Source organism: Bradyrhizobium sp. USDA 4341 (assembly GCF_054063755.1).
On sequence record NZ_JBSSGO010000002.1, the window covers coordinates 5,127,461 to 5,148,421 of the forward strand.

The window sequence follows — 20,961 nt, forward strand, 5'->3', positions numbered from 1 at the left end:
TCATCTCCCGTTCCGCGTTGCAGGACATTGTGCCGGCGCCTGGTGACTTATGCCGCCGACCACGACAGGCGAAGGACTAAGAAAAAAAAGCTCCAACCTGTTTGAGGAGCGTGAGGTCGCCTTTGAGTTCGACGTTTCCTTCGATCAGCGCCTTGCGCGCATCGAACTGGCCGGTCAGCATCTTCGCCATCTCCGTGGGAGTGATGTTAATTTCGAGGTGACGCGGCAGCGAGAGCGCGTTCATGTCATCGTCCGGCAATATCCGTTTGACGGTGGCCTCCGGTGGGCAAAGCCGCAACAGCCATACGCCCGCCTCGGCTGCGGTCAGAACGAACAGGACTGTGCCCCCGACGCTTGTTGCGGCTTCGCCCCGCCATCGCACCATGGCCGGCAGGACGGTTTCGAAATACTCGTTGACCGTCAAAGCGGAGGACGTTGCTTCGGGGCGAAGAGGTGTCGGCTTGAATTGGCCGCGGCAACTTATTGCATGCAGCATGAGCGGGACCAATCTCGAGGGATCGGAGTAGAGGTGACCCGGGCGCGCATCGAGATATGAAACCGTGGGCGACAACCCGGCCAGCTTGGCGTCGTCAAGCCGGATGGGCTTCACGTATTCCTCGTTCTCCAAGGCACGGGCTAACGAATTCTTGAGTTCGAGACGCGTCCATACACTGCGTGCGTAGGCCTCCGATACAAAGACGATGCAATACGCGGCTTCCTCCTGATAGATGCGCGGTAGTTCGGTAACCAGATCTTTTCCCCAGAGGTAGGCCCGGGTCTCGTCCCAATTGGCGTAGAAGACGCGCAGACCGGCCAATCGGAGACGCTTAACGATCGGGTCGACGGTTCCGGCATCCTCGCCGGCGTAGGAGATAGCGACATCCCACTTGTGGTCGGGAAACAGCGGCTCTGTCATAATTAGATCCTTCGCATCGGGGAGCGGTTCGGGTGCGGGGCTGGACGCCAAATCGAGAGCCGTGAGACCTTCCCCCACATTGGCGGCCGCCGCCTCTCCTCGTGCTTGATCGACGTAAACAGCCCAAGGACCATCGGCTTGCGCGCGCATGATCCCGAGCAGTTCCTTGTCGAGAAACATATCGCGATGCTCGCGAGTGGTCGGGGGCGGATTGTCCGTCCGATCCTTTGTCAGGCGAGCCCACTCAGCAAGAACCACCGCAGACGACGGCTCTATCTTTCCGGCGGTCTCCCATTTCTCAAGCACATCCAGCCTTCTCAAAAGCTGCTCCGTATCAGTCGGAAGGCGCCGCAACTTGAGCATGTCACATCCCCTTGTCGGGTCAGGCCAGCATCGGCGATTTAACTTAAACATCGAACGAATTCGGCGAGCCGGGACGTTTACAACGATCCCGACTATGATCCACAGCACATCGACTTGCTGCCAGAACTGTCAGCGCTCAAAGACCGCTTCGCGCTGACGCTCGCCAAGCACAGTCAGCGAAGCAGTCAGCGGTCGTGCGCCCGCCGGGGAGGCCGGTCGAAGAGGGCTGGTTGACCGACATGGGCGCGAAGCGAATCTTGTCTTCCGCAGCAGTTCAGCAATCTACAGTTGAAATATAACTTCATCTTGCGGGACGCGCCATTCAAAATTTGCGTCTTGGTTAGCCTGATTGCTGGCGAGGCCCGCGACGCGCGCCGTCAGCCCAGCTCGTCGGCCGCATCCTTGATTGCAGCGTAGATTTCTTCCAAGTCTGCCTCGGTGACGCAGTAGGGCGGCATGACGTAGATCGTGTTGCCGAGCGGGCGCAGCAGCAGGTTTCGACGCGCGAAGAAGGCCTGAAGCTTTGGGCCGATGCCTGCGAGATAGCCGGCATCGCTTGCCTTCAGGTCAAGCGCGGTGATGGTGCCGGTACGGCGGACGTTCTCGAAGCGTGCGTCGGCGCGGAATGGTGCGATCAGGCGCTCCTGCATCGCGGCGAGCGAGGCTGTGCGCTCGCCCGTGCCGCGTTGCCAGAGTTCGAGGTTTGCCCTTGCGGCGGCGCAGGCGACCGGGTTTGCCGTATAGGAACTCGAATGGAAGAAGGTTCGCGAACGATCGCTGGAATAATGCGCGTCGAAGATCTCGGGGCGGCAGAGCGTCACTGCGAGCGGCAGCGATCCGCCGGTGAGACCTTTCGAATAGCAGGCGATGTCGGGCGTGACGTCCGCCTGCTCGCACGCGAACAACGTGCCGGTGCGGCCCCAGCCGGTCATCACCTCATCGGCAACGAACAGCACATCATGGGCTTCGCAGATGCGCTTCATCTCCTTCAGCACCCACGCTGGATACATCAGCATCCCGCCGGCGCCCAGGATCAGCGGTTCGACGATGAATGCCGCCGCGGTTTCCGTCCTGCACGCGGCTTCGAGCGCATCGAGTGTCGCCTGCTCGTGACCGGCGGCCGGAAACGGGATTGACGCGACGTCGAACAGCAGCGGCTCGTAAGCCTTGTTGAAGACGCCGCGCGCGCCGACCGACATCGTCCCCACGGTGTCGCCGTGGTAGGAGTGCTGCATGACGATGATGCGCGTGCGCGACACGCCGATATTGTGCCAGTAGCCGAGCGCCATCTTCAGCGCCACTTCCACGCTGGTCGAACCAGAGTCGGAGAAGAACACATATTCCAGGCCACGCGGCGCCAGCTTCAGGAGCTGCGCCGCAACCTCTTCGGCTGGATCATGGGTATGGCCGGCAAAGATGATCTGGTTGAGCTGTTCCGCCTGGTTCTGGATCGCGCGTACGATATGCGGATGGCAATGGCCGTGGGTCACGACCCACCAGGATGCGATCGCATCGATGATGCGGCGTCCCTCCGCGGTGTAGAGATAGGCGCCCTCCCCGCGCACGATCCTGGTCATCTGATCGTGCAGCGCGTGCTGGGTGAACGGGTGCCAGATCGGCGACTTCTGCGCTGATATCATGGGTTGAAATCGTCGCGCCGGAACGAGGCGTGGAAAGCCGTTTGCAGCGTGTCTGCCGCGAGCGGAGACAGCCAGGGCAACCGGCCCAGCCGGCGCACTTGCCCGATCTCGCAGATGGCGCGCTCGCTCTCGGGATTACTCTCGCCGATGAAGGCGATCCCGAGAACATTGATGTTGCGCTTGCGCAGCGCCTCGACCGACAACAGCGAGTGATTGATGGTGCCGAGCGCGGTGCGGGCGCAGAGCACGACCGGAAGCCGCCACCGCTCGAACATGTCGATAAAGAGCGTGTCGCCATTCAGCGGCACCATCAGCCCGCCGGCGCCCTCGATCACCAGCGGCCGGTCCCCCCTGTCGGGCAGATCGAGCGCGGCGGGATCGATGCGCACGCCGTCGATCGCCGCGGACTGATGCGGCGAAGCCGGCGTGCGAAGACGGTAACACTCCGGCACGATGCGATCGGCCGCGAGACCTGCAAGCCGCGTCACCAGTTGCGCATCGGTCTCTTCCTCAAGGCCGGACTGAACCGGCTTCCAGTAGCTCGCGCCGAGGAAGCCAGTGAGGCCCGCGGAGAAGACCGTCTTTCCAATCCCGGTATCGGTGCCGGTCACCACGATCCGGCTGATCATCGCGACCAGCCTTTCGTCTCCTCGACAAGCGCATCGAGCAGCGCGCGCACATCGCCCTCGTCGACATTGAGGGTCAGGGCAATGCGCAACCGCGCGGTGCCCGCCGGCACGGTCGGCGGGCGGATGCCTCTGACGTCGAAGCCGCGCGCCTGCAACGCCGAGGCAAGCTGCATCGCGCGCGCATTGTCGCCGACGATATGGGGCACGATCTGCGAGCGCGACGGACTGCGCAAGCCGCGCCGATCGAGCTCGCGATGCGTGAACGCGACCAGTTCTGCGAGGCGTTGTTGGCGCTCGGGCTCCTCTCGCAGGATCAGCAGCGCCTCGCGGACGGCGACGGCCACAAGCGGTGACGGCGCGGTGGCGAAGATGAACGGGCGGCAGCGATTGACCATGAAGTCGCGCAGCACGGTCGAGGCCGTGACCAATGCGCCGGCGGCGCCCAGCGCCTTGCCGCAGGTATGAACGATCACGAGGTTTTCGCGGCCTTCATAGGGCGCCGTCAGCCCCCGCCCCTGTTCGCCGTAGACCCCGGTGCCGTGCGCCTCGTCCACCATCAGGAACGCGTCGTGTCGTTCGGCGATGGCGACGAGGTCGTCGAGCGGCGCGACATCGCCGTCCATGCTGTAGACGCTTTCGACCACGATCCAGACCCGGCCCGTTCCGCCCTCGGCGCGCCAGTCGCGAATGGTGTCCTCGACCGACCCGGGGTCGTTGTGCGCGCTGAACCGGAACGCGGCCCGGCCTGCCCGCGCGCCTTCGTGGATGCTGGCGTGCACCAGCGAATCGAGAACGAGCAGATCGCCGCGCTGCGGCAGCGTCGTCAGCACGGCAAAGTTGGCGACATAACCACCGCCGAAGAACAGCGCGGTCTCGACGCGGAAGAACGCGGCGGCCTCGGCCTCCAGCCGTTCATGCTCCTCGCAATTGCCGCGCAACAGCCGCGACCCGCCGGCGCCGACCGGCGTGCCGGCCTCGAGCGCGGCCGACACGGCCTGCTTGATGCGTGGCGCGCTCGCGAGCGCCAGATAGTCGTTCGATACGAAATCGATGCCCGCGCGCGGCTTGAGACCGCGCAGCCGATCGTCCTTGCTCAGGGCGTGCAAGGCCGCGGCGTAATCAGCGGCCTTGGCCGCATGGATTGCGCTCAATGCTCTTACTCTCAGGATGGTGGCTGGTCGCGCGGCGAATGACGCCGCGCACGCCGAAGGTTGCGGTCAGGCGAGGCGGGATGTGATGCCGAGCCGATCCAGCAGATCGGCGTCCCGATCGCGCTGCGGGTTCTTGGTGGTGAGCAGCACATCGCCGATGAAGATCGAGTTCGCGCCGGCGAGGAAGCACATCGCCTGCAGTTCATCGGTCATGTATTGCCGTCCGGCCGACAACCGCACCACGCTCTTCGGCATCATGATCCGCGCCGTCGCAACGAGCCGCACCAGCGCGATCGGATCGGGCCGCTCGGCGGTGTCGTTGACCGGCACGCCCTTGACCTCGTTCCACAGATTGATCGGCACGCTCTCCGGATGGCTCGGGAGATTGGCGAGCAGCATCAGCATGCCGAGCCGGTCCTCGACCTGTTCACCCATGCCGATAATGCCGCCGCAGCAGACCTTGATGCCGGCGTCGCGCACATGCGCGAGCGTATCGATGCGGTCCTGCAGGGTGCGGGTGGTGATGATCTTGTCGTAGAACTCGGGCGAGGTATCGACGTTGTGGTTGTAGAAATCGAGCCCGGCGTCGGAGAGCCGTTCGGCCTGCTTTGGCGTCAGCATGCCGAGCGTGACGCAGGTTTCCATGCCGAGGCCCTTCACCGCGCTGACCATGTCGCAGACCTGATCGAGATCGCGGTCCTTGGGACTGCGCCAGGCCGCGGCCATGCAGAAGCGGGTTGCGCCGGCGTCCTTGGCCCGCTGCGCGACCGCGACCACCTCGTCCCGCGGCATCAGGCGGGTAGCCTTCAGGCCGGTGTCGTAATGCGCGCTCTGGGAGCAGTAGCCGCAGTCTTCCGCGCAGCCGCCGGTCTTGATGCTGAGCAGGCTCGCGGTTTCGACGTGGTTCGGATTGAAGTTGGCGCGGTGGACGCCCTGCGCCTGGAACATCAGATCCGCGAACGGCAGGTTGTAGAGCGCCTCGGCCTCGGCGCGCTCCCAGTTCTTGCGGAACAGTGCGCTGCTGCGGCTGTCGGTCCGTTCGATCTCAACGACATCAACCATCGGGCTTACCTTCTTGCTTGTGGAAATCATAGATAATTCTATATATTATCTATGATATTAAACCTTAGAATGATGCTAGCTGAGCCCGATCATGAGCGCACCCGTTTTTGTGATAGATAATCTATGACCGGCGAGGGCGAGAACACGACGACTGCCGGGCGCATTGCCGAGGCGATCGGCGAGCGCATCATCAGCGGCGCCTTGCCACCGGATGCTCCGCTCCGGCAGGACCATGTCGCGCGGGAATTCCATTCCAGCCACGTCCCGGTGCGCGAGGCCTTCAGGCAATTGGAGGCGCAGCATCTGGTCGTTGCCGTGCCGCGTCGCGGGGTGCGGGTTGCTCCGCTCGACACCAAGTCGGTGAAGGAGATCGCCGAGATGCGCGCCGCGCTCGAGGTGGTCGCGCTGCGCAATGCGGCGCCGAAATTCACGTCCGCCCATCTGGCACGCATCGAGGTCGCGCTGATCGAAGGCGACAACGCCGAGACGGTTCAGGAATTCGAACTGGCCAATCGCGCCTTTCATCACGCGCTGGTGGCGCCTTGCGCGATGCCGCGTCTGCTCGCCAGCCTCGACGGCCTGCAGCTCGCAAATTCACGACTGGTATTCGCGATGGCGCGCAACGCCGGCTGGCGACCACGGCCGAGCCAGGATCATCGTGTGATCCTGCAAGCGCTGCGCGCGCGCAACATCGCGCAAGCCTGCAGCCTGCTCGCGCGGCATATTCAGACGATCGAGCGGCTTGCCCTGCCGGCGGCGTGATCGGGACCTGGTTGAACTGGCAACCGCGAAGTTGGTCTGCCCCCTCTCCCGCTTGCGGGGGAGGGCTGGGGTGGGGGTCTCGCCACGAATCCCCATTGTGGAGTGACCCCCACCCGCCGCGCTACGCGCGTCGGCCTCCCCCGCGTGCGGGAGAGGCGAACCGAATATGCGGGACGCGCTGATTTCGCACTTAAGCGATCGCCACGATCTCCAGCTCCTGGGCGCCCGACCCTGCGACGTCGCCCACGGCTTTGCCCATCAGCGACCTCGCCACCGGCGAGACGAAGGAGATCGAGCCGGCCTTTGGATCGGCTTCGTCCTCGCCGACAATGCGATAGGTCTGCACGCGGCCATCGGCGCGGCTGAACGTCACGGTGCTGCCGAAGGCAACGGTTTCGGTCGAAGCCGGGTCAGGCACCACCTGCGCGGTGCGGAGCCTTTCCGTCAGATAGCGTGTGTCGCGCAACGGCACCGCCGACTGCCGCCGCCGTTCGTTGACGTCGTCGAGCTGCTGCGCGGTCTCGTAGGCCTCGCGTGCTTCCTGGAGTTGGCGCTCCAGCGCCTTGCGTCCTGCTTCGGTCACCAGATTGGGATGCGGCGAAATCGGGCGGTCCGGCAACAGCGTTTCGGACGCGGTCTCGGCACTTTCTTCCTTGGTGAAGGCAACGCTCAATCCAGAACTCCATCGCTGAGGCGGGCAGTATAGCCCCGCCTCACCCGCGCCGCTAATGCGCGATGGGATTAGGCTGATCGTCATCGCAGATTAGCTCATTGTTCACGCATGATCCTTCCGGATCATGCGCTAATGCGACGCCGGCTGTTCCGCCTTGCCCCGACGACCAAACCGGTTCTTTACACCCTCGCGCCAGCCCTGGAAGGTGACAAACAGCATCGGCACCAGGAAGATGCCGATCGAGCTCGCGGCCAGCATGCCGCCGAACACCGCGGTGCCGACCGCACGGCGGCTGATTTCCGCCGCGCCGGTCGCGACCACCAGCGGCACCAGGCCGAGGATGAAGGCGATCGAGGTCATCATGACCGCGCGGAAGCGCATCTGCGCGCCCATCGTCGCGGCCTCCGCAATCGGCCTGCCGGCCTCGCGCTGCTCCTTGGCGAATTCGACGATCAGGATGCCGTTCTTGGCGGCGAGCGCGATCAGCACCACGAGGCCGATCTGGCCGTAGAGATCGAGATTGAGGCCCGCGAGCTTGATGCCGAGATAGGAACCCAGCACGCCGACGGTGACCGATAGCAGCACCGGAATCGGGATCGTCCAGCTCTCATACAGCGCCACCAGGAACAGATAGGCAAACAGCACCGCGAGCGCGAGGATGATGCCGGTCTGGCCGGAGGCCGCCTGCTCCTGATAGGCGGTGCCGGTCCATTCATAGGAATAGCCTGAAGGCAGCGTCGTCTTGGACAGGTCGGCCATCGTCGCAATCGCGGTGCCCGAGGACACGCCCGCCGCCGGGCTACCGTTCACCGTGACCGAGCGATAATTGTTGTAGCGCGTGATCACCTGCGGGCCGGTGACGATCCGCAAGCTTGCGATCGAGCGGATTGGCACCATCTCGCCGCCGGTGTTGCGCACATAGATCTGCCAGATGTCGGGGATGTCGCCGCGGTCGGCCGCATCGCCCTGCACGTTGACCTGCCAGGTACGGCCAAACAGGTTGAAATTGTTGACATAGATGCCGCCGAGCGTGGCCTGCAGCGCGGTGAACACGTCGGCCATGTTGAGACCGAGCGCCTGCGCCTTGGCGCGGTCGATATCGAGATAGACCGATGGGTTGGTCGCGGTGAAGGTCGAGAACACGCGGGTCAGACTTGGATTGCGGTTCGCGGCGCCGATCAACCCACCCATCACGCTGCTGAGGGCAGCCGGATCCTGCCCTTCCAGCGCCTCGAGCTGATATTCGAAGCCGCCGGAGGTCGAGAGCCCGATGATCGGCGGCAGGTTGAACGGCAGCACCGAGGCCGAACGGATCTGCGATCCCGCGATGAAGGTCTGCCGGATCGCGGCCTGCACCGAGTCGGTGACGGCCTTGCGATCGGCGAACGGCTTCATGCGCGCCACCATGAATGTCGAGTTAGGCTCGCTGGCGCCGTCGAGCAGCGAGAAGCCGATGATCGACAGCACATGGTCGACCGCCGGGTTCTTCTTCAGGATCGCTTCGACCTGCTTGGTCACCTCGCTGGTGCGCGCCACCGACGCGCCGTCAGGCAGCTGCACCGCGATGAAGAAGGCGCCCTGGTCTTCCTCGGGCAGGAATCCGGTCGGCGTGATCTTCGACACGCCGAACACCGCACCGGCAAACACCAGCACCGCGACCAGCGACAGTACCGCCACGCGGACCAGCCGCTGCACCACGCCGGCATAGCCGTCACGCACCCAGTCGATGCCGCGGAGCACCCGTCCCATGATGCCGCGGCGCGGCCCGCCGTGACGCAGGAACACGGCACATAGCGCCGGCGACAGCGTAAGCGCATTCAGCGCCGAGATCACCATCGCGGCGCTGATCGTCACCGCGAACTGGCGGAACAGCGTACCTGAGATGCCGGGAATGAACGCAATCGGCACGAACACCGAGAGCAGCACCAGCGAGATCGCGATGATCGGCGCCGTGATCTGCGCCATCGCCTTCTTGGTGGCATCCGCCGGCGACAGCTCCGGCTCCTCCTCCATGACCCGTTCGACGTTCTCGACCACGACGATGGCATCGTCGACGACGATGCCGATCGCAAGCACCATCGCCAGCAGCGAGACGGTGTTGGCGGAATAGCCGAGCGCCAGAAGCACCGCGAAGGCGCCGATCAGGCTGACCGGAACCGCGACCGCGGGAATCACCGTGGCGCGCAGATTGCCGAGGAACAGGAACACCACGATCACGACGAGCACGAAGGCCTCGCCGAGCGTCTTCATCACTTCCTTGATCGTATCGGAGACGAAGGTCGTGGAGTCGTACTGCACGAGGTAGGTCAGACCCGACGGGAACCGCTCCGACAACTTCGCAAGCGTGGCCTGCACGGCCCTGGCCGTGGTCACGGCGTTGGCGCCGGGTGCGAGATAGATGCCCATCGGCACACCGGGATTGCCGTCGATCCGCGATTCCGAATCCATGTTCTGCGCGCCGATTTCGACGCGGGCGACATCCCTGATCCGCAGCACCGATCCGTCCGGATTGGCCCGTAGCACGATGTCGCCGAACTGCTTGGATGTCGTCAGGCGGCCCTGGGTCTGCACGTTGAACTGGAATTGCTGGTCGTTGCTGATCGGACGCGCGCCGATGCGGCCGACCGGCGCCTGCACGCTCTGGGCACGGATCGCGGCGATCACGTCCGACGGCGCCAAATTGAGGCTGGTCAGGCGCTGGGTGTCGAACCAGATCCGCATCGAATAGTTCAGCTTGGCGAACAGCGAGGCCTGTCCGACGCCGGGCGTGCGCGAGATCGCGTCCAGCACGTTGATGATGGCGTAGTTGGTGATGAACAGCGGGTCCTGCTCGCCGCTCTTGCTGTAGAGCACGATGAACTGCAGCACGGCCGAGGATTTCTTCTGCACGGTCAGGCCCTGCGCCTGCACCTCGGTCGGCAATTGCGCGAGCGCGCTCTGCACCCGGTTGTTGACGTTGACGGTGTTGATGTCGGGGTCGGTGCCGAGCGCGAACGAGACCGTCAGCGTATAGCTGCCGTCATTGCCGCTGGTCGACTTCATGTAGAGCATCTTGTCGACGCCGACGACCTGCGCTTCCAGCGGCTGGGCGACGCTCGATTCCACCACTTCGGCCGAAGCACCGGGGAATACGGCCGAGACCGTCACCTGCGGCGGTACAATGTCCGGGAACTGGGCGACCGGGATTTGCATCAGCGCCAGCGCGCCCGCGATCGTGATCACGAACGCGATGACGATCGAAAGCCGCGGACGATCGACGAAGACAGCGGAAATCATGGGTTATTGCCCGTCGCTTTCGGCGTGCTGCCGGCGCCGCCGTCCGCCGAAACCTTCATGCTGGACTGGATCAGCGCGCTGGCGGGCCCCGGCGCGACCACCTCGCCCGGCTTGACCTTCTGCAACCCCTCGACGATGACCTTGTCGCCGAGCGCGATGCCGCTCGTCACCGCCGCGATCGTCGACGTCGATTGGCCAAGCTGTATCCGCTTTTGCTCGGCCTTGTTGTCCGCGCCGACGACGTAGACATATTCGCCCTGCTGGTCCGACAGCACCGCCGAACGCGGGATCGCCAGCACCTCGATCGGCTGCACGCCTTCCAGCAGCACGGTGACGAACTCATTGTCGGTGAGCTCGCGGACCGGGCCGCCGGTTTCGGCGGAGTTGTAGATCGACGGATTGGGGATAGTGCCGCGCAAGGTGATGGTGTCGGTGTTCTGCGCGATGGTGTTGTTGACGAAATTCAGCTCGCCGACCTTGTCGTAGAGCCGGCCGTCCGGCAAACGCACGCGGATGACGACAGCCTTGAAGCCGCCGCGTGTCGCATAGCGTTCGCGCAGATCGAGCGACTCACGCACCGGCACCGGGAAAGTCACATACATCGGGTCCTGGCTGACGATGGTCGTCAGAGTTCCCGAGCTCGGCGTCACGACGTTGCCTTCGGTGACCGCGGTGCGGCCGATCCTGCCGTCGATCGGGGAATGGATCAGGGTATAATCGAGATTGATCTGGGACAGGTCGACCTGTGCCTGCGCGGCCTGTATCTGCGCCTCGAGACTCTGCTGGTTGGCGACTGCGGCGTCGACGCTCGATTGCTGGCCGGCCGGCCCGCCGAGCAGCGCCTTGGCGCGATCGGCCGTCAGCTTGGCGTTGACCAGGGTCGCCTGCAACTGGGCGACCTGCGCCTTCTTCGATGCAAGGTCGGCCTCGAACGGACCCCGCTCGAGCTGATACAGGAGGTCGCCGGACTTGACCTCGGCGCCCTCGACGAAGTTCCGCTTTTCCAGGAAGGCCGTGACACGCGCCACCACGTTGACGCGGTTGGGGGCCTCGATGCGTCCCAGGAATTCACTGGTTTCGGTGACCGGCCGCTTCACCGCCTCGAACACGCCCACGGCAGGAGGCCCGGGCGGCCCCGCCTGCGCATGGGCCGCCGACATCCCGAGAGCCGCCAATCCCGCCGATACCAGAAGCCCTGCCAATCCACCGAGCATTCGTTCCGTACCACTCATGCTGTCCAACCCTTCGGCTACCAACAAGCTCTACGAGACGGATATGACGTCGAGTTCCCTCAGACCGGGAAGGTCAGGATGGGCAAGGTACATCACAGGAGATCATAACGCGGCCAATCCGACAATCCTGTAGCCCGATCGCCCGCTTCGCTGATCCCGACAGCAGGCCGCTTCGAGAAACGTCGCGACGCCGCGATGCCATGGCGATTGCAACCATACCGTCCGCACCGGGGGACGTCGCGGACGCCGAAAGCTCTCATGAATGTGATGCGCGAAAGCGTGACCTGATTGAAGTCAGGCGTGGGTGCTCGCAAGACGGTGCAGGCCCGGCAACGTATCGCAGCGAGGATGGCTGCCGTCCCTTACAACGCGATCGCGTTCTTCAAACGCGACGTCCCTTGATAGGCCGGCGACGCCAGATGGCCGTACAGCCACGGTCTTGCGCACCTGCCGCTGGCCTCGTGCACGCCGTCGAAGACGTCCATGTCGATCAGATGCGAATGGGCCGATGACGTATAGACGGACTGCATTTCCGCGAACTTCTCATCCCGCCCCAGCTCGATCGCGTTTGCAGCATCGCGGCTGCCGATCTCGACGAACAGCGGACACGGACAGAGCAGGTACGCCAGCTCCGCGCCGGTGTATTTGGCGCGGCTGTTGGCGAAATGAATGTAGGCCGCAAGTTCGATGCCGAGGTTCTTGCTGATGGCGGACGACGTCAGAAACTTCTTCTCGTCACGCATATATCCGGAGGCGACGGTCGGCCGCATCCGCCCCGTCGCCGCTTCCAGGTGCAGCGCGAGAAAGGCGCCCGAGGACACCCCATAGACGCCGACATTCAAACCGGACGCGCCGGTCAGCTTCCGGCAGACGGTTTCGCCGGCGTCGATCGATGCGCACGACACGTTGTGCGCGGAGACGCCATGGGATGCCAGCATCGCGGCGATGTTGTTCTGGCTTTCCTGATTTCCGATCTGGACGATGTAGGGGCACCACACGACATAGCCGTCCTGGCAAAGCTGCTTGCCGAGCGCGTTCATGTAATCCTTGTCGGCATCATCGAAGCACCGCTCCGGCGTACTCGCCATGCCGTGGCCGAGCAGGATCAATCCCTTGAACGCGCCGTCGGGAATCCCGAGACATCCGCGCACCGGCACGCCGCATTCCAGATCGAACTCGACCTTCACGACCGAGAATCCATCCGCCGTGCCGCGCCATAGAACCCGGATCTCGTCGTGCGATGGCCGATACAGCCGCCGCTCCCGGAACAGCGAGTGCATCTCCCTTCGAATGCCGGGGCCGCTGGCGACGGCGCGCAGCTTTCCTCGCGTCGCGATATCGAAGAACGACCGGCAGAACGTATCGTAGCCAAGCGCCGGCAGATCGACATTCGCGCACGATCCCTGGCAGTGACTCAGCGTCAACGTGTTGCCGGTGACCGATGAGGGCCCGACCAGCGTCATCAACAATCCGGAAAGTGCCCTGCGGCTGATCATCGGCCCTCCCCGAGCCGGCGATGGCTCGACTGCTTGTCACGGATCGCCGCCTAACAGGCGCGACAAGTCGCGCGGATACAAATTAAAGGATGTTCATGGTCGAATGATCGCGCGCAGCGTTGCAAACGTGTGACGCTTGCGGGCCTCGCGCCGCAGCAATTCATCCGAATACGTTTCGAGACGCTTCGGAAATATGTCTGACTGTCTCGCAGGTTCAATTTCGCCACACGCGGCGATGATCGGTCAGGCCTTGTCTCGATCTTCAGGCCGTGACCTTCACGTCTTGATTTTCAGATCTTGATCAAGTCTTGGGCTTGACCTCGGTGACCTTGGCATCGGCGGCCTTCGGCGCGTCGCCAAAATCGAGCTTCTTCTGGAAGCCGATCTGCACGTTCGGCGCCCAGGGCTGCACCTCGTCGGGCCGCCGGACCTGGCGGATGGAGGCTCCGGCCGTGCCGATATGTGCGTCGCCGAAATCGTGCGCGAAATCGAGGCCGGTGAGGAACGTCGTGCTCCACAGATCGGTGTTGAGATAATCGTCGCGGCGATAGCGCGCCAGCAGGCTGACGGCGTTCTTGTCGTCGAATTTGTAGCTGACCGAGGCCTCGTTCGACTGCCCGACATCGAGCGATGCAAACGAGAGCGTGGTGTCCGAGACCGTTCGCGACGACCCGACGCCGAATGTCCATGAACCCGTCTGGTACTTGGCCTTGGCCGTGTAGAGCAGCACCGCTGACAGCACCGACGAGACGCGCGCGGCCCAGGCATCGAAGCGCCCGGTCTCGTAGGCCTCGCGGGTTTCGCGCGTGTTCAGTGTCCTGAATGCCTGCTCGTCGGCGAGGTGTAGTAACGAACGAAATAAGCGTCGATGCCGTCTGCCGTCAGCGCTTTGGCACAACGCTCATAGGCCTGCGGCCTGAGTTCGAAGCCGCGCGATCCGTGCAGGACAAGCACGGCCGGCCGCTTGCCGCTGCGCTCCGAGGCAAACCGGCTGAACGTGACGCGGCCTTCGCCGGCAGTCAGCTGCTCGGCCGTCGCCGCGGCAAGTGAAGGCGACGCCGCCAGCAGGGCAACGCCGCCGAGCAGGCTCCTTCGGCTGATCGCTTGCATCGAAACCTCGCCTGGACTGCACGGCCCCCGGCCCGGCCGCGCCGCTATATTATGCCGAACTGCACGCCCGATAGAGCGTGCAACCATCCGCCGGGCCACACCCCTCGGGGGCATCGCAAAGGATCGCATGTTCAAACGGCCCGGGTTGCGCTAGTGATACCTCCCCTCCTCCCACCGTGCGCCCTCCCCGGCGCATGTCCAGTCAATGAGTGTATCTGAATGGCCGAAGCCGACCTCGACGCCGTCATCCGGCAAACCGCAAGAACGCAGACCAAGGCCGTGATGGCGGCTGCCAAGAAGCGCCAGGCCGTCTGGGTCGCGCGCGCCGCCAAGGCCAAGGACAAGGAGACCAAGGCGCGCTTTCGCTTCCTCGCCAAGAGCACCATCCTGAATGCGACCGCGACCGCCAAGCGCTTGCAGAATTCCGCGGAGAACGCCGCCGACGCCTATGCCCGCGCCATGAAGAAGGCGATGGAAGAGCCGCCGCCGGCCAAGAAGGCTGCGAAGAAGAAAGCGGACGCGTGAGCCTCTTCCGTTCCGATTGAATCGGAACGGGGCTCTAGATTCTTGTTTTGACGCATTTTCTTCACGCGAACCGGTATCCACTTCGCTCGAAAATGCATTAGGAGCGCCCATGCTCACCGTTCACCATCTCGGCAAGTCGCAATCGGAGCGGATCGTCTGGCTGTGCGAGGAGCTTGCGATCCCGTACGAGCTGAAGTGCACCACGCGCGATCCGGTCACGATGCTCGCGCCGGCCGACTACAAGGCGCTGCACCCGATCGGCGCCGCGCCCGTCATCACCGACGGCGCCCTGGTGCTGGCCGAATCCGGCGCGGTCGTCGAGTATATCGTCGCCAGGTATGGCAATGGACGGCTGACGCTGACATTGGACCATCCCGACTTCGCGCAGTTCCTGTACTGGTTTCACTTCGCCAACGGCACGCTGCAGGCGCAGATGGGCCGCAGCATGATCCTGAACCGGCTCAACCTCGCGGCCGACAATCCGATGCTGGTTGCGACCCGGGCGCGGGTCGACCGGTCGTTCGATCTGATCGAGGCACGGGTGCGCGACGCCGAATATCTCGCGGGCGAGGCGTTCACGACGGCCGATATCATGATCGGATTCTCGCTGACGACGATGCGCTATTTCCTGCCCTACGACCTCGGCCGCTGCCCCAACATCAGGAATTATCTCGGCCGCATCGCCGCACGCCCGGCCTATCAGCGCGCGATGCAGAAGGGCGATCCGGGCATGGCGCTGCTGCTGACGTGAGATCGTGATGCCGCGTTACGTCGCTCTGTTGCGCGCGGTCAATGTCGGCGGTACCGGCAAGCTGCCGATGACTGAGTTGAAGGCGATGTGCGTCGACGAGGGATTTGCCGACGTGCAGACCTATATCGCCAGCGGCAATGTCGTGTTCTCCTCGAAGCTCGGCGCGCCCAAGGTCAAGGCCGCGCTGGAGAAGCGGCTGCAGGCTTATGCCGGCAAGCCGGTCGGCGTCGCAGTGCGAAGCGCGGACGAGATCGCCGCGGTGCTGAAGGCCAATCCGTTTCCGAAAGCGCCGCCGAACACGACGGTCGCGATCTTCCTCGACGAGCCGCCGCCCAAGGATGCCCTGAAGGACGTCAAGGGCCAGCAGGATGAGCAGATGCGGCTCGGCAAGCGCGAGATCTATGTCGCCTATGGCAGCGGCATGGGCCGCTCGAAGCTGAAGATCCCCGCCGCCGCCAACGGCACCGCGCGCAACCTCAACACGATCGCGAAGCTCGCCGAGCTGGCGGCGGGCGAGGATTGAGCCCAGTCCGAGAACCCAACCCCGTCATCCTGAGGTGCGAGCCACTTCGGCGAGCCTCGAAGGATGAATCGGCCACCAGCCGGGCCGTGCATCCTTCGAGGCTCGCAAGAGCTCGCACCTCAGGATGACGGGTTAGGTGCTTTGACTCGCGGATAGGAGCAGCATTGCTAGCTCTCCCGCACCGCGAATCCTTCGGCGCCGAGCCTGGCCAGCACCTCTTCCAAATGCGCGCGGTCGCGGGTTTCGATCACGAGCTCGAGCAGCGTTGCCTTCGCCGGCAGGTCGGAGAAGGTGCGCTGATGCGAGACCTCGATGATGTTGGCGCCGGCATCCGCAAGCAGGATCGACACCGCCGCGAGCTGGCCGGGCCGGTCGACGATGTCGAGCGCCAGTTGGGTCAGCCGTCCCTCGCGCGCCAGCTCGCGGGTCAGGACCGAGGCGATCAGCCTGGTGTCGATATTGCCGCCGGTGAGCACGAGGCCGACATTGCGGCCGGCAAAGCGCCCGGGTGCCGCGAGCACCGCGGCGAGGCCGGCGGCGCCGGCGCCCTCGACCACCGTCTTCTCGATCGAGATCAGGGTCGCGACCGCGCGCTCGATCTGGTCCTCGCTGACCAGGACGATATCGTCGACGAGCTCGCGGACGATTCTGGTGGTGATCTGCCCGGGCGCCTTGACGGCGATGCCCTCGGCGAGCGTATCGCCGCGCATCGGCAGTTGCTCGCCTTTGACGGCATTGTACATCGACGGATAGAGCTGGGCCTGCACGCCGACGACCTGCACCGACGGCTTGATCGCCTTCGCCGCCGTGGCGATGCCCGAGATCAGCCCGCCGCCGCCGATCGGCACCACCAGGATCTCGAGCTCCGGCACCGCCGCGAGCATCTCGAGTCCGATCGTGCCCTGTCCGGCAATGATCAGCGGATCGTCATAGGGATGGATCAGGATCAGGCCCCGATCCGCGGCATGCGCGCTGACGAACGCGAAGCATTCTTCCAGCGTCTGCCCGGTGATGATGACCTCGGCGCCGTGCCGCCGGGTGTTCTCGATCTTCACCATCGGCGTGCCAATTGGCATCACGATGGTGGCGGGGATGCCGAGCCGCTTGGCGTGATAGGCCACGCCCTGGGCGTGATTGCCGGCCGACATCGCGATCACCCCGCGCTTGCGCTCTTCGGGGGTCAGCGCCTGCAGCCGGTTCAGCGCACCGCGCTCCTTGAAGGTCGAGGTGAACTGCAGGTTCTCGAATTTGAGGAACAGGCGGCAGCCGCAGATCTCGCCCAGCGTGCGGCTCTCGTTGCACGCCGTGACCATGACCGAATCCCGGATCACGTCGGCGGCACGGCGCACGTCAGCAAGAGTGACGTCAGCAGGAGTTACGGCGGTAGGATCGGAAGGACGCGGCATCGGGTTTCGCTTTGGACCGTTTCGTCAGACGGAACCTAGCGTGTTTCGACGCCGAAAACGACCGCGCTATCGCTCGGTCGATGCCTCTTCCTCCGGCTTGGCCGGCCCGGCCAGCTCGATCTCATCGCATTTGGGGCAAACCAGCGCGGTCCGGAAATGCTTGTCGAGCACAATGGTGCGCGTCCTGCCGCACCGGCAGCGCATCGGCTTGTCCATGGAAAATCGACCCGGGTTCGAGATGCAAGGAAAGCGTGCGCTTAGCTATCCCGGTCCGGTTAACCCAATATGACGTGCCGTCGGAAAATCTAGAAGAAGCCCGCGCTGAGATCGAGACCGTAGCTCGCCCTGAGCACCGCGACGAACAGGACCGCGAAGCCGAACAGCAGGACATGCCGGGCGATGCTGCTCCGAAGCGAATTGGCCGGAAACACGCGTGCGATCGATTGAGCCAAAGCAGTCATTTGCGACCTCCAGAGCCACGTCCCGAAGTTAGGTCGCGCGCAGGGCTATGAGGTTCAACGCGGCTCGCGGAACGGCCGGCGGCGCACCGATGCACTCGGCTCCGGGTCACGCTGCGGCCGTGCCCTGTTCCTGAAGCGGTGACCGACCACGATCAGCTTGCCTTCTTCGCGGATCGCGGCCTCGGCCAATGGCTCAGGCGGCAGATTGTCTTGGGTGACGGCCTCCAGCGCGCGCAGGAACTCGCGACCGGCCGCTGTGATCTCCCAGCCTTCGGCGTCACGCAGCACGTAGCCATTGCTAAAGATGTCGAGTTCGGGAACCCGCGACGCGAGGCGCTTGATCCGCGCATGCCAATCGTCGCCGCTCGACGAGAGAATGGCGAGGTCATGCTTGAGTGAATCGAGCGTGGTTCTGCCGCTGACGTGACTGGCCAATATTTTTAAGATCGCAACCTGTATGCTCAACTCGACGCCTCGACCGCCACGGTTCTTTTTGTTCTGCGCAGCCGATCTGGAAATTATCGCGCTGATGACTCAGGCGTCCAGTCATCAGCGCCAGTTATCCAGAAGACGGCATGACGGTATCGATTTACGCTACGCGTGATGTGCCGACGCGGCGCTCGGGCCGCTGCGACGACATCGATTCCTCTTCCATATCCTGGGGCGCGCCCCAAAATTCCCGCACGGTCGGCCCGTGCTTCAACCTGCGGGCGCGCAGGAAGCCGAGAATTTCGTGCGGCCAGACCCGGCGCCCCATCTGCGTGTACCAGCGCATCGCATGACGAAGTCCGGCGTCGCGATGCAGCAGCACGCGGAGCAAGGCTTTCGGGCGGCACTGCAGCACCATCTCGGTGAACTTGAACCACAGCAGCACGCGCCACGGCGGCATGTGCCGTGTCGCCAGCACCTGATGCTTGTAGTCCCAGAGCCGGCGATCGGTCTGGATGACGCGCCGATCTGCCGCGAGACGGAAATACGGCGTCCAGCGATGCGGCGTGACGTAGAGCATCTGGATCTGATCGGGATCGTAGGACAGCAGCTGCCGCAGGCCGCGCCAGTGATCGCGATCGGTCTCCTCCTCGAAGCCGACCACCCAGGTCGCCATCGACAGGATGCCGTGTTGACGCATCAGGCGGATGGCCTCGCGATCAATCGTGGTAGTCGCGCCCTTGCGGATCAGCTCCAACGTCTTCTCGTCGGTGTTCTCCATGCCGAGCAGGAAGCGCTGCCAGCCCGCCTTCTTGTAGAGATGCAGGATGTCGGCATCGCGGACGATGTCGTCGGCGCGGGTCGAGCCGACCAGGATCAAATCGACATTCTCCGCGATCAGGGCCTCGAGGAAGGTCCGCCAGGCCTTCTTCGAGACGGTCGGATTCTCGTCGGCAAAATTGATCACCTTGACGCCGTGCTCGCGATGGAGTCGCGCCAGTTCCCTGGCGAAGCGCACGGGATCGCGGTGCCGCCATCGCGTCCAGAAGCCGCGCTGGCCGCAATAGCTGCAGAGATGCGGACAGCCGCGCGAGAACTGCACCACGACGGCGCGCAGCCCGCCCCAGTAGCTGTAGCGCGCGTGATCGATCAACTCCCAGCCGACGCGATAGGCATCGAGATCGCGGATGACAGGCGCGGGCCGGGTGGCACGCGGCTCATCATGGTCGCGGAATGCGATGCCGTCGATGCCGGCAAGATCGCCGCCATATTCCAGCGCCCGCATCAGGCGGCGCGCGGTCTCCTCACCCTCGCCGCGCACGATCGCGGTGACATAGGGCTCCTCGCGCAGAATCTCGCGCCAGTGATAGGTCGGGAACACACCGCCGTAGACGATCAGCGTCTCGGGCACAGCCCTGACGATCGCCTGCGCCACCTCGGCGATGACGGGATGGCCCGAGGTCGAGCCGGAGTGGCCGAACAACACCGCATCCGGCGAAAACCGCGATGCCTCCGCCAGAATGGTAGTCAGCGGCATCGGCCCGAACTCGGCATCGAGAAGCCGGACTTCATGTCCGTCATCGATCAGGGGACCGCCGATCGACAGCAGGCCGAGCGGCGGCAAATGGTCGTCGGGAATCCGGCTGCCGATCGCCGGATGCGGCACGTTGATGAGAAGTATGCGCATGGATGATCGCTCCCGCTTTGGTTGGCGTGATCGTTCGTCCCCGCATCTTGTGTTAGGAGAGCCCAACCCCCCGGCCGGGCTTTTGCAGCAACTAGCGCAACCGCGCGCTAGAGGTTCGGCACCTCCGCCGGTACGATCGCGGTCAGCCCGCCGAAACGGCGCTCGCGGCGATGGAACGAAGAGAGCGCGTCCGCGAGATCGTCGGCATCGAATTCGGGCCACATCCGCTCGGTGAAATGCAGCTCGGCATAGGCGCCTTCCCAGAGCAGGAAGTCCGACAGCCGCTTCTCGCCCGAGGTGCGGATGATCAGGTCGACGTCGCGCAGGCCGGCCTCGCCGGTGATGAGATCGGCAAAGGCCTCACGGCTCAGCGGGCCGGCGCCGGCGACACGGGCGGCCGCATTCAGAATCGCATCGCGCGCCGAATAGTCGATCGCGATGCGCAGATGCAGCGTGGTGCCATCGGCGGTCTCGGCCTCGGCGCGCGTGATCGCGGCGGCGATGCCGTCGGGCAGCCGGTCACGGCGGCCGATCACGGTGAGGCGAACGCCGTTGCGCACCAGGGCTGCGATCTCGTTGGCGAGATAGAACCGCAGCAGCCCCATCAGCGCCGTGACTTCGGCCTTCGGGCGGCGCCAATTGTCGCTCGAGAACGCGTAGAGCGTCAGCGTGCCGACGCCCTGGTCCGGTGCGGCCTCGACGATGCGGCGGATCGCCTCGACGCCCGCCTCATGTCCGCGGAGGCGCGACAGGCCGCGCCGTGTCGCCCAGCGGCCGTTGCCGTCCATGATGATGCCGACGTGGAGCCGTCCGGCCACCTCCGGCTTGAGCGCGACGTTACTTTGCATCACAAAGTCTCCGGACAAAAA

Annotated in this window: 21 protein-coding genes; 4 read left to right on the forward strand and 17 right to left on the reverse strand. The window is 64.5% G+C overall.

Annotated elements, in window-relative coordinates; translation table 11 throughout:
- Positions 1-76: 76 nt before the first annotated feature.
- From ACVIGB_RS30315 to bioB, 5 genes are all read right to left on the reverse strand, one after another.
- Positions 77-1,279 (reverse strand): TIR domain-containing protein, encoded by a 1,203-nt coding sequence (locus ACVIGB_RS30315; protein WP_456719900.1) that lies wholly within the window; start codon positions 1,277-1,279, stop codon positions 77-79.
- Positions 1,280-1,656: 377 nt separating this feature from the next.
- Entirely contained in the window at positions 1,657-2,919 is a 1,263-nt protein-coding gene (locus ACVIGB_RS30320) for an adenosylmethionine--8-amino-7-oxononanoate transaminase (protein ID WP_456719899.1), read from the reverse strand.
- On the reverse strand, positions 2,916-3,548 hold the full coding sequence (bioD, locus tag ACVIGB_RS30325) for a dethiobiotin synthase (protein WP_456719898.1): 633 nt from the start codon (positions 3,546-3,548) through the stop codon (positions 2,916-2,918). Before bioD ends, ACVIGB_RS30320 begins: the two co-directional genes overlap by 4 nt.
- A complete protein-coding gene (locus ACVIGB_RS30330; protein ID WP_456719897.1) occupies positions 3,545-4,699 on the reverse strand; it encodes an 8-amino-7-oxononanoate synthase in 1,155 nt (384 codons plus the stop codon). The genes bioD and ACVIGB_RS30330 overlap by 4 nt, the downstream gene beginning before the upstream one ends.
- A gap of 66 nt (positions 4,700-4,765) precedes the next feature.
- Complete coding sequence (gene bioB / locus ACVIGB_RS30335) at positions 4,766-5,761, reverse strand: biotin synthase BioB (protein ID WP_456719896.1); 996 nt, start codon at positions 5,759-5,761, stop codon at positions 4,766-4,768.
- A 123-nt stretch (positions 5,762-5,884) separates the two neighbouring features.
- Here bioB and ACVIGB_RS30340 point away from each other — a divergent pair, with 123 nt between their 5' ends.
- Positions 5,885-6,523 carry a GntR family transcriptional regulator gene (locus ACVIGB_RS30340; RefSeq protein ID WP_456719895.1) on the forward strand — a complete coding sequence of 213 codons (639 nt, stop codon included), beginning with the start codon at positions 5,885-5,887 and terminating at the stop codon, positions 6,521-6,523.
- 190 nt (positions 6,524-6,713) lie between these two features.
- On the opposite strand, the gene greA is transcribed toward ACVIGB_RS30340, so the two are convergent.
- From greA to ACVIGB_RS30370, 6 genes are all read right to left on the reverse strand, one after another.
- Entirely contained in the window at positions 6,714-7,196 is a 483-nt protein-coding gene (gene greA, locus ACVIGB_RS30345) for a transcription elongation factor GreA (protein ID WP_092120461.1), read from the reverse strand.
- A gap of 129 nt (positions 7,197-7,325) precedes the next feature.
- Positions 7,326-10,472 (reverse strand): efflux RND transporter permease subunit, encoded by a 3,147-nt coding sequence (locus ACVIGB_RS30350; RefSeq protein ID WP_456719894.1) that lies wholly within the window; start codon positions 10,470-10,472, stop codon positions 7,326-7,328.
- Positions 10,469-11,704 (reverse strand): efflux RND transporter periplasmic adaptor subunit, encoded by a 1,236-nt coding sequence (locus ACVIGB_RS30355; RefSeq protein WP_456719893.1) that lies wholly within the window; start codon positions 11,702-11,704, stop codon positions 10,469-10,471. The genes ACVIGB_RS30350 and ACVIGB_RS30355 overlap by 4 nt, the downstream gene beginning before the upstream one ends.
- A gap of 362 nt (positions 11,705-12,066) precedes the next feature.
- Positions 12,067-13,200 (reverse strand): hypothetical protein, encoded by a 1,134-nt coding sequence (locus ACVIGB_RS30360; protein ID WP_456719892.1) that lies wholly within the window; start codon positions 13,198-13,200, stop codon positions 12,067-12,069.
- Between the two features lie 301 nt (positions 13,201-13,501).
- The gene (locus ACVIGB_RS30365) at positions 13,502-13,942 is read right to left on the reverse strand and encodes a hypothetical protein (RefSeq protein ID WP_456719891.1); all 441 of its coding nucleotides are present in this window, start codon (positions 13,940-13,942) and stop codon (positions 13,502-13,504) included.
- A gap of 68 nt (positions 13,943-14,010) precedes the next feature.
- Positions 14,011-14,310 (reverse strand): hypothetical protein, encoded by a 300-nt coding sequence (locus tag ACVIGB_RS30370; RefSeq protein ID WP_456719890.1) that lies wholly within the window; start codon positions 14,308-14,310, stop codon positions 14,011-14,013.
- Between the two features lie 219 nt (positions 14,311-14,529).
- On the opposite strand from ACVIGB_RS30370, the gene ACVIGB_RS30375 reads away from it, so the two are divergent.
- The 3 genes from ACVIGB_RS30375 (at position 14,530) to ACVIGB_RS30385 (ending at position 16,109) form a co-directional block, all read left to right on the forward strand.
- Positions 14,530-14,835 (forward strand): hypothetical protein, encoded by a 306-nt coding sequence (locus tag ACVIGB_RS30375; protein ID WP_456719889.1) that lies wholly within the window; start codon positions 14,530-14,532, stop codon positions 14,833-14,835.
- A 109-nt stretch (positions 14,836-14,944) separates the two neighbouring features.
- The gene (locus ACVIGB_RS30380; protein ID WP_456719888.1) at positions 14,945-15,586 is read left to right on the forward strand and encodes a glutathione S-transferase family protein; all 642 of its coding nucleotides are present in this window, start codon (positions 14,945-14,947) and stop codon (positions 15,584-15,586) included.
- 7 nt (positions 15,587-15,593) lie between these two features.
- A complete protein-coding gene (locus tag ACVIGB_RS30385) occupies positions 15,594-16,109 on the forward strand; it encodes a DUF1697 domain-containing protein (RefSeq protein WP_456719887.1) in 516 nt (171 codons plus the stop codon).
- 167 nt (positions 16,110-16,276) lie between these two features.
- On the opposite strand, the gene ACVIGB_RS30390 is transcribed toward ACVIGB_RS30385, so the two are convergent.
- From ACVIGB_RS30390 to ACVIGB_RS30415, 6 genes are all read right to left on the reverse strand, one after another.
- Complete coding sequence (locus ACVIGB_RS30390) at positions 16,277-17,515, reverse strand: threonine ammonia-lyase (RefSeq protein ID WP_456719886.1); 1,239 nt, start codon at positions 17,513-17,515, stop codon at positions 16,277-16,279.
- A 66-nt stretch (positions 17,516-17,581) separates the two neighbouring features.
- Positions 17,582-17,731 carry a hypothetical protein gene (locus ACVIGB_RS30395; protein WP_456719885.1) on the reverse strand — a complete coding sequence of 50 codons (150 nt, stop codon included), beginning with the start codon at positions 17,729-17,731 and terminating at the stop codon, positions 17,582-17,584.
- Positions 17,732-17,820: 89 nt separating this feature from the next.
- On the reverse strand, positions 17,821-17,976 hold the full coding sequence (locus ACVIGB_RS30400) for a response regulator (protein ID WP_224943765.1): 156 nt from the start codon (positions 17,974-17,976) through the stop codon (positions 17,821-17,823).
- Between the two features lie 54 nt (positions 17,977-18,030).
- The gene (locus tag ACVIGB_RS30405) at positions 18,031-18,441 is read right to left on the reverse strand and encodes an aminoacyl-tRNA deacylase (RefSeq protein ID WP_456719884.1); all 411 of its coding nucleotides are present in this window, start codon (positions 18,439-18,441) and stop codon (positions 18,031-18,033) included.
- 124 nt (positions 18,442-18,565) lie between these two features.
- Positions 18,566-20,092 carry a magnesium-protoporphyrin IX monomethyl ester anaerobic oxidative cyclase gene (bchE, locus tag ACVIGB_RS30410; RefSeq protein ID WP_456719883.1) on the reverse strand — a complete coding sequence of 509 codons (1,527 nt, stop codon included), beginning with the start codon at positions 20,090-20,092 and terminating at the stop codon, positions 18,566-18,568.
- Positions 20,093-20,199: 107 nt separating this feature from the next.
- Entirely contained in the window at positions 20,200-20,940 is a 741-nt protein-coding gene (locus ACVIGB_RS30415) for a di-trans,poly-cis-decaprenylcistransferase (RefSeq protein ID WP_092120498.1), read from the reverse strand.
- Positions 20,941-20,961 lie beyond the last annotated feature (21 nt).

Bases quoted from the DNA above. Each gene is read 5' to 3' on its own strand.
- ACVIGB_RS30350 (WP_456719894.1), bottom strand. From the start codon at position 10,472: ATGATTTCCGCTGTCTTCGTCGATCGTCCGCGGCTTTCGATCGTCATC.
- ACVIGB_RS30355 (WP_456719893.1), bottom strand. From the start codon at position 11,704: ATGAGTGGTACGGAACGAATGCTCGGTGGATTGGCAGGGCTTCTGGTA.
- ACVIGB_RS30360 (WP_456719892.1), bottom strand. From the start codon at position 13,200: ATGATCAGCCGCAGGGCACTTTCCGGATTGTTGATGACGCTGGTCGGG.
- ACVIGB_RS30400 (WP_224943765.1), bottom strand. From the start codon at position 17,976: ATGACTGCTTTGGCTCAATCGATCGCACGCGTGTTTCCGGCCAATTCG.
- bchE (WP_456719883.1), bottom strand. From the start codon at position 20,092: ATGCGCATACTTCTCATCAACGTGCCGCATCCGGCGATCGGCAGCCGG.
- ACVIGB_RS30340 (WP_456719895.1), top strand. From the start codon at position 5,885: ATGACCGGCGAGGGCGAGAACACGACGACTGCCGGGCGCATTGCCGAG.
- ACVIGB_RS30370 (WP_456719890.1), bottom strand. From the start codon at position 14,310: ATGCAAGCGATCAGCCGAAGGAGCCTGCTCGGCGGCGTTGCCCTGCTG.
- ACVIGB_RS30415 (WP_092120498.1), bottom strand. From the start codon at position 20,940: ATGCAAAGTAACGTCGCGCTCAAGCCGGAGGTGGCCGGACGGCTCCAC.
- bioB (WP_456719896.1), bottom strand. From the start codon at position 5,761: ATGGTTGATGTCGTTGAGATCGAACGGACCGACAGCCGCAGCAGCGCA.
- ACVIGB_RS30315 (WP_456719900.1), bottom strand. From the start codon at position 1,279: ATGCTCAAGTTGCGGCGCCTTCCGACTGATACGGAGCAGCTTTTGAGA.
- ACVIGB_RS30390 (WP_456719886.1), bottom strand. From the start codon at position 17,515: ATGCCGCGTCCTTCCGATCCTACCGCCGTAACTCCTGCTGACGTCACT.
- ACVIGB_RS30320 (WP_456719899.1), bottom strand. From the start codon at position 2,919: ATGATATCAGCGCAGAAGTCGCCGATCTGGCACCCGTTCACCCAGCAC.
- bioD (WP_456719898.1), bottom strand. From the start codon at position 3,548: ATGATCAGCCGGATCGTGGTGACCGGCACCGATACCGGGATTGGAAAG.
- ACVIGB_RS30375 (WP_456719889.1), top strand. From the start codon at position 14,530: ATGGCCGAAGCCGACCTCGACGCCGTCATCCGGCAAACCGCAAGAACG.
- ACVIGB_RS30380 (WP_456719888.1), top strand. From the start codon at position 14,945: ATGCTCACCGTTCACCATCTCGGCAAGTCGCAATCGGAGCGGATCGTC.
- ACVIGB_RS30395 (WP_456719885.1), bottom strand. From the start codon at position 17,731: ATGGACAAGCCGATGCGCTGCCGGTGCGGCAGGACGCGCACCATTGTG.
- ACVIGB_RS30385 (WP_456719887.1), top strand. From the start codon at position 15,594: ATGCCGCGTTACGTCGCTCTGTTGCGCGCGGTCAATGTCGGCGGTACC.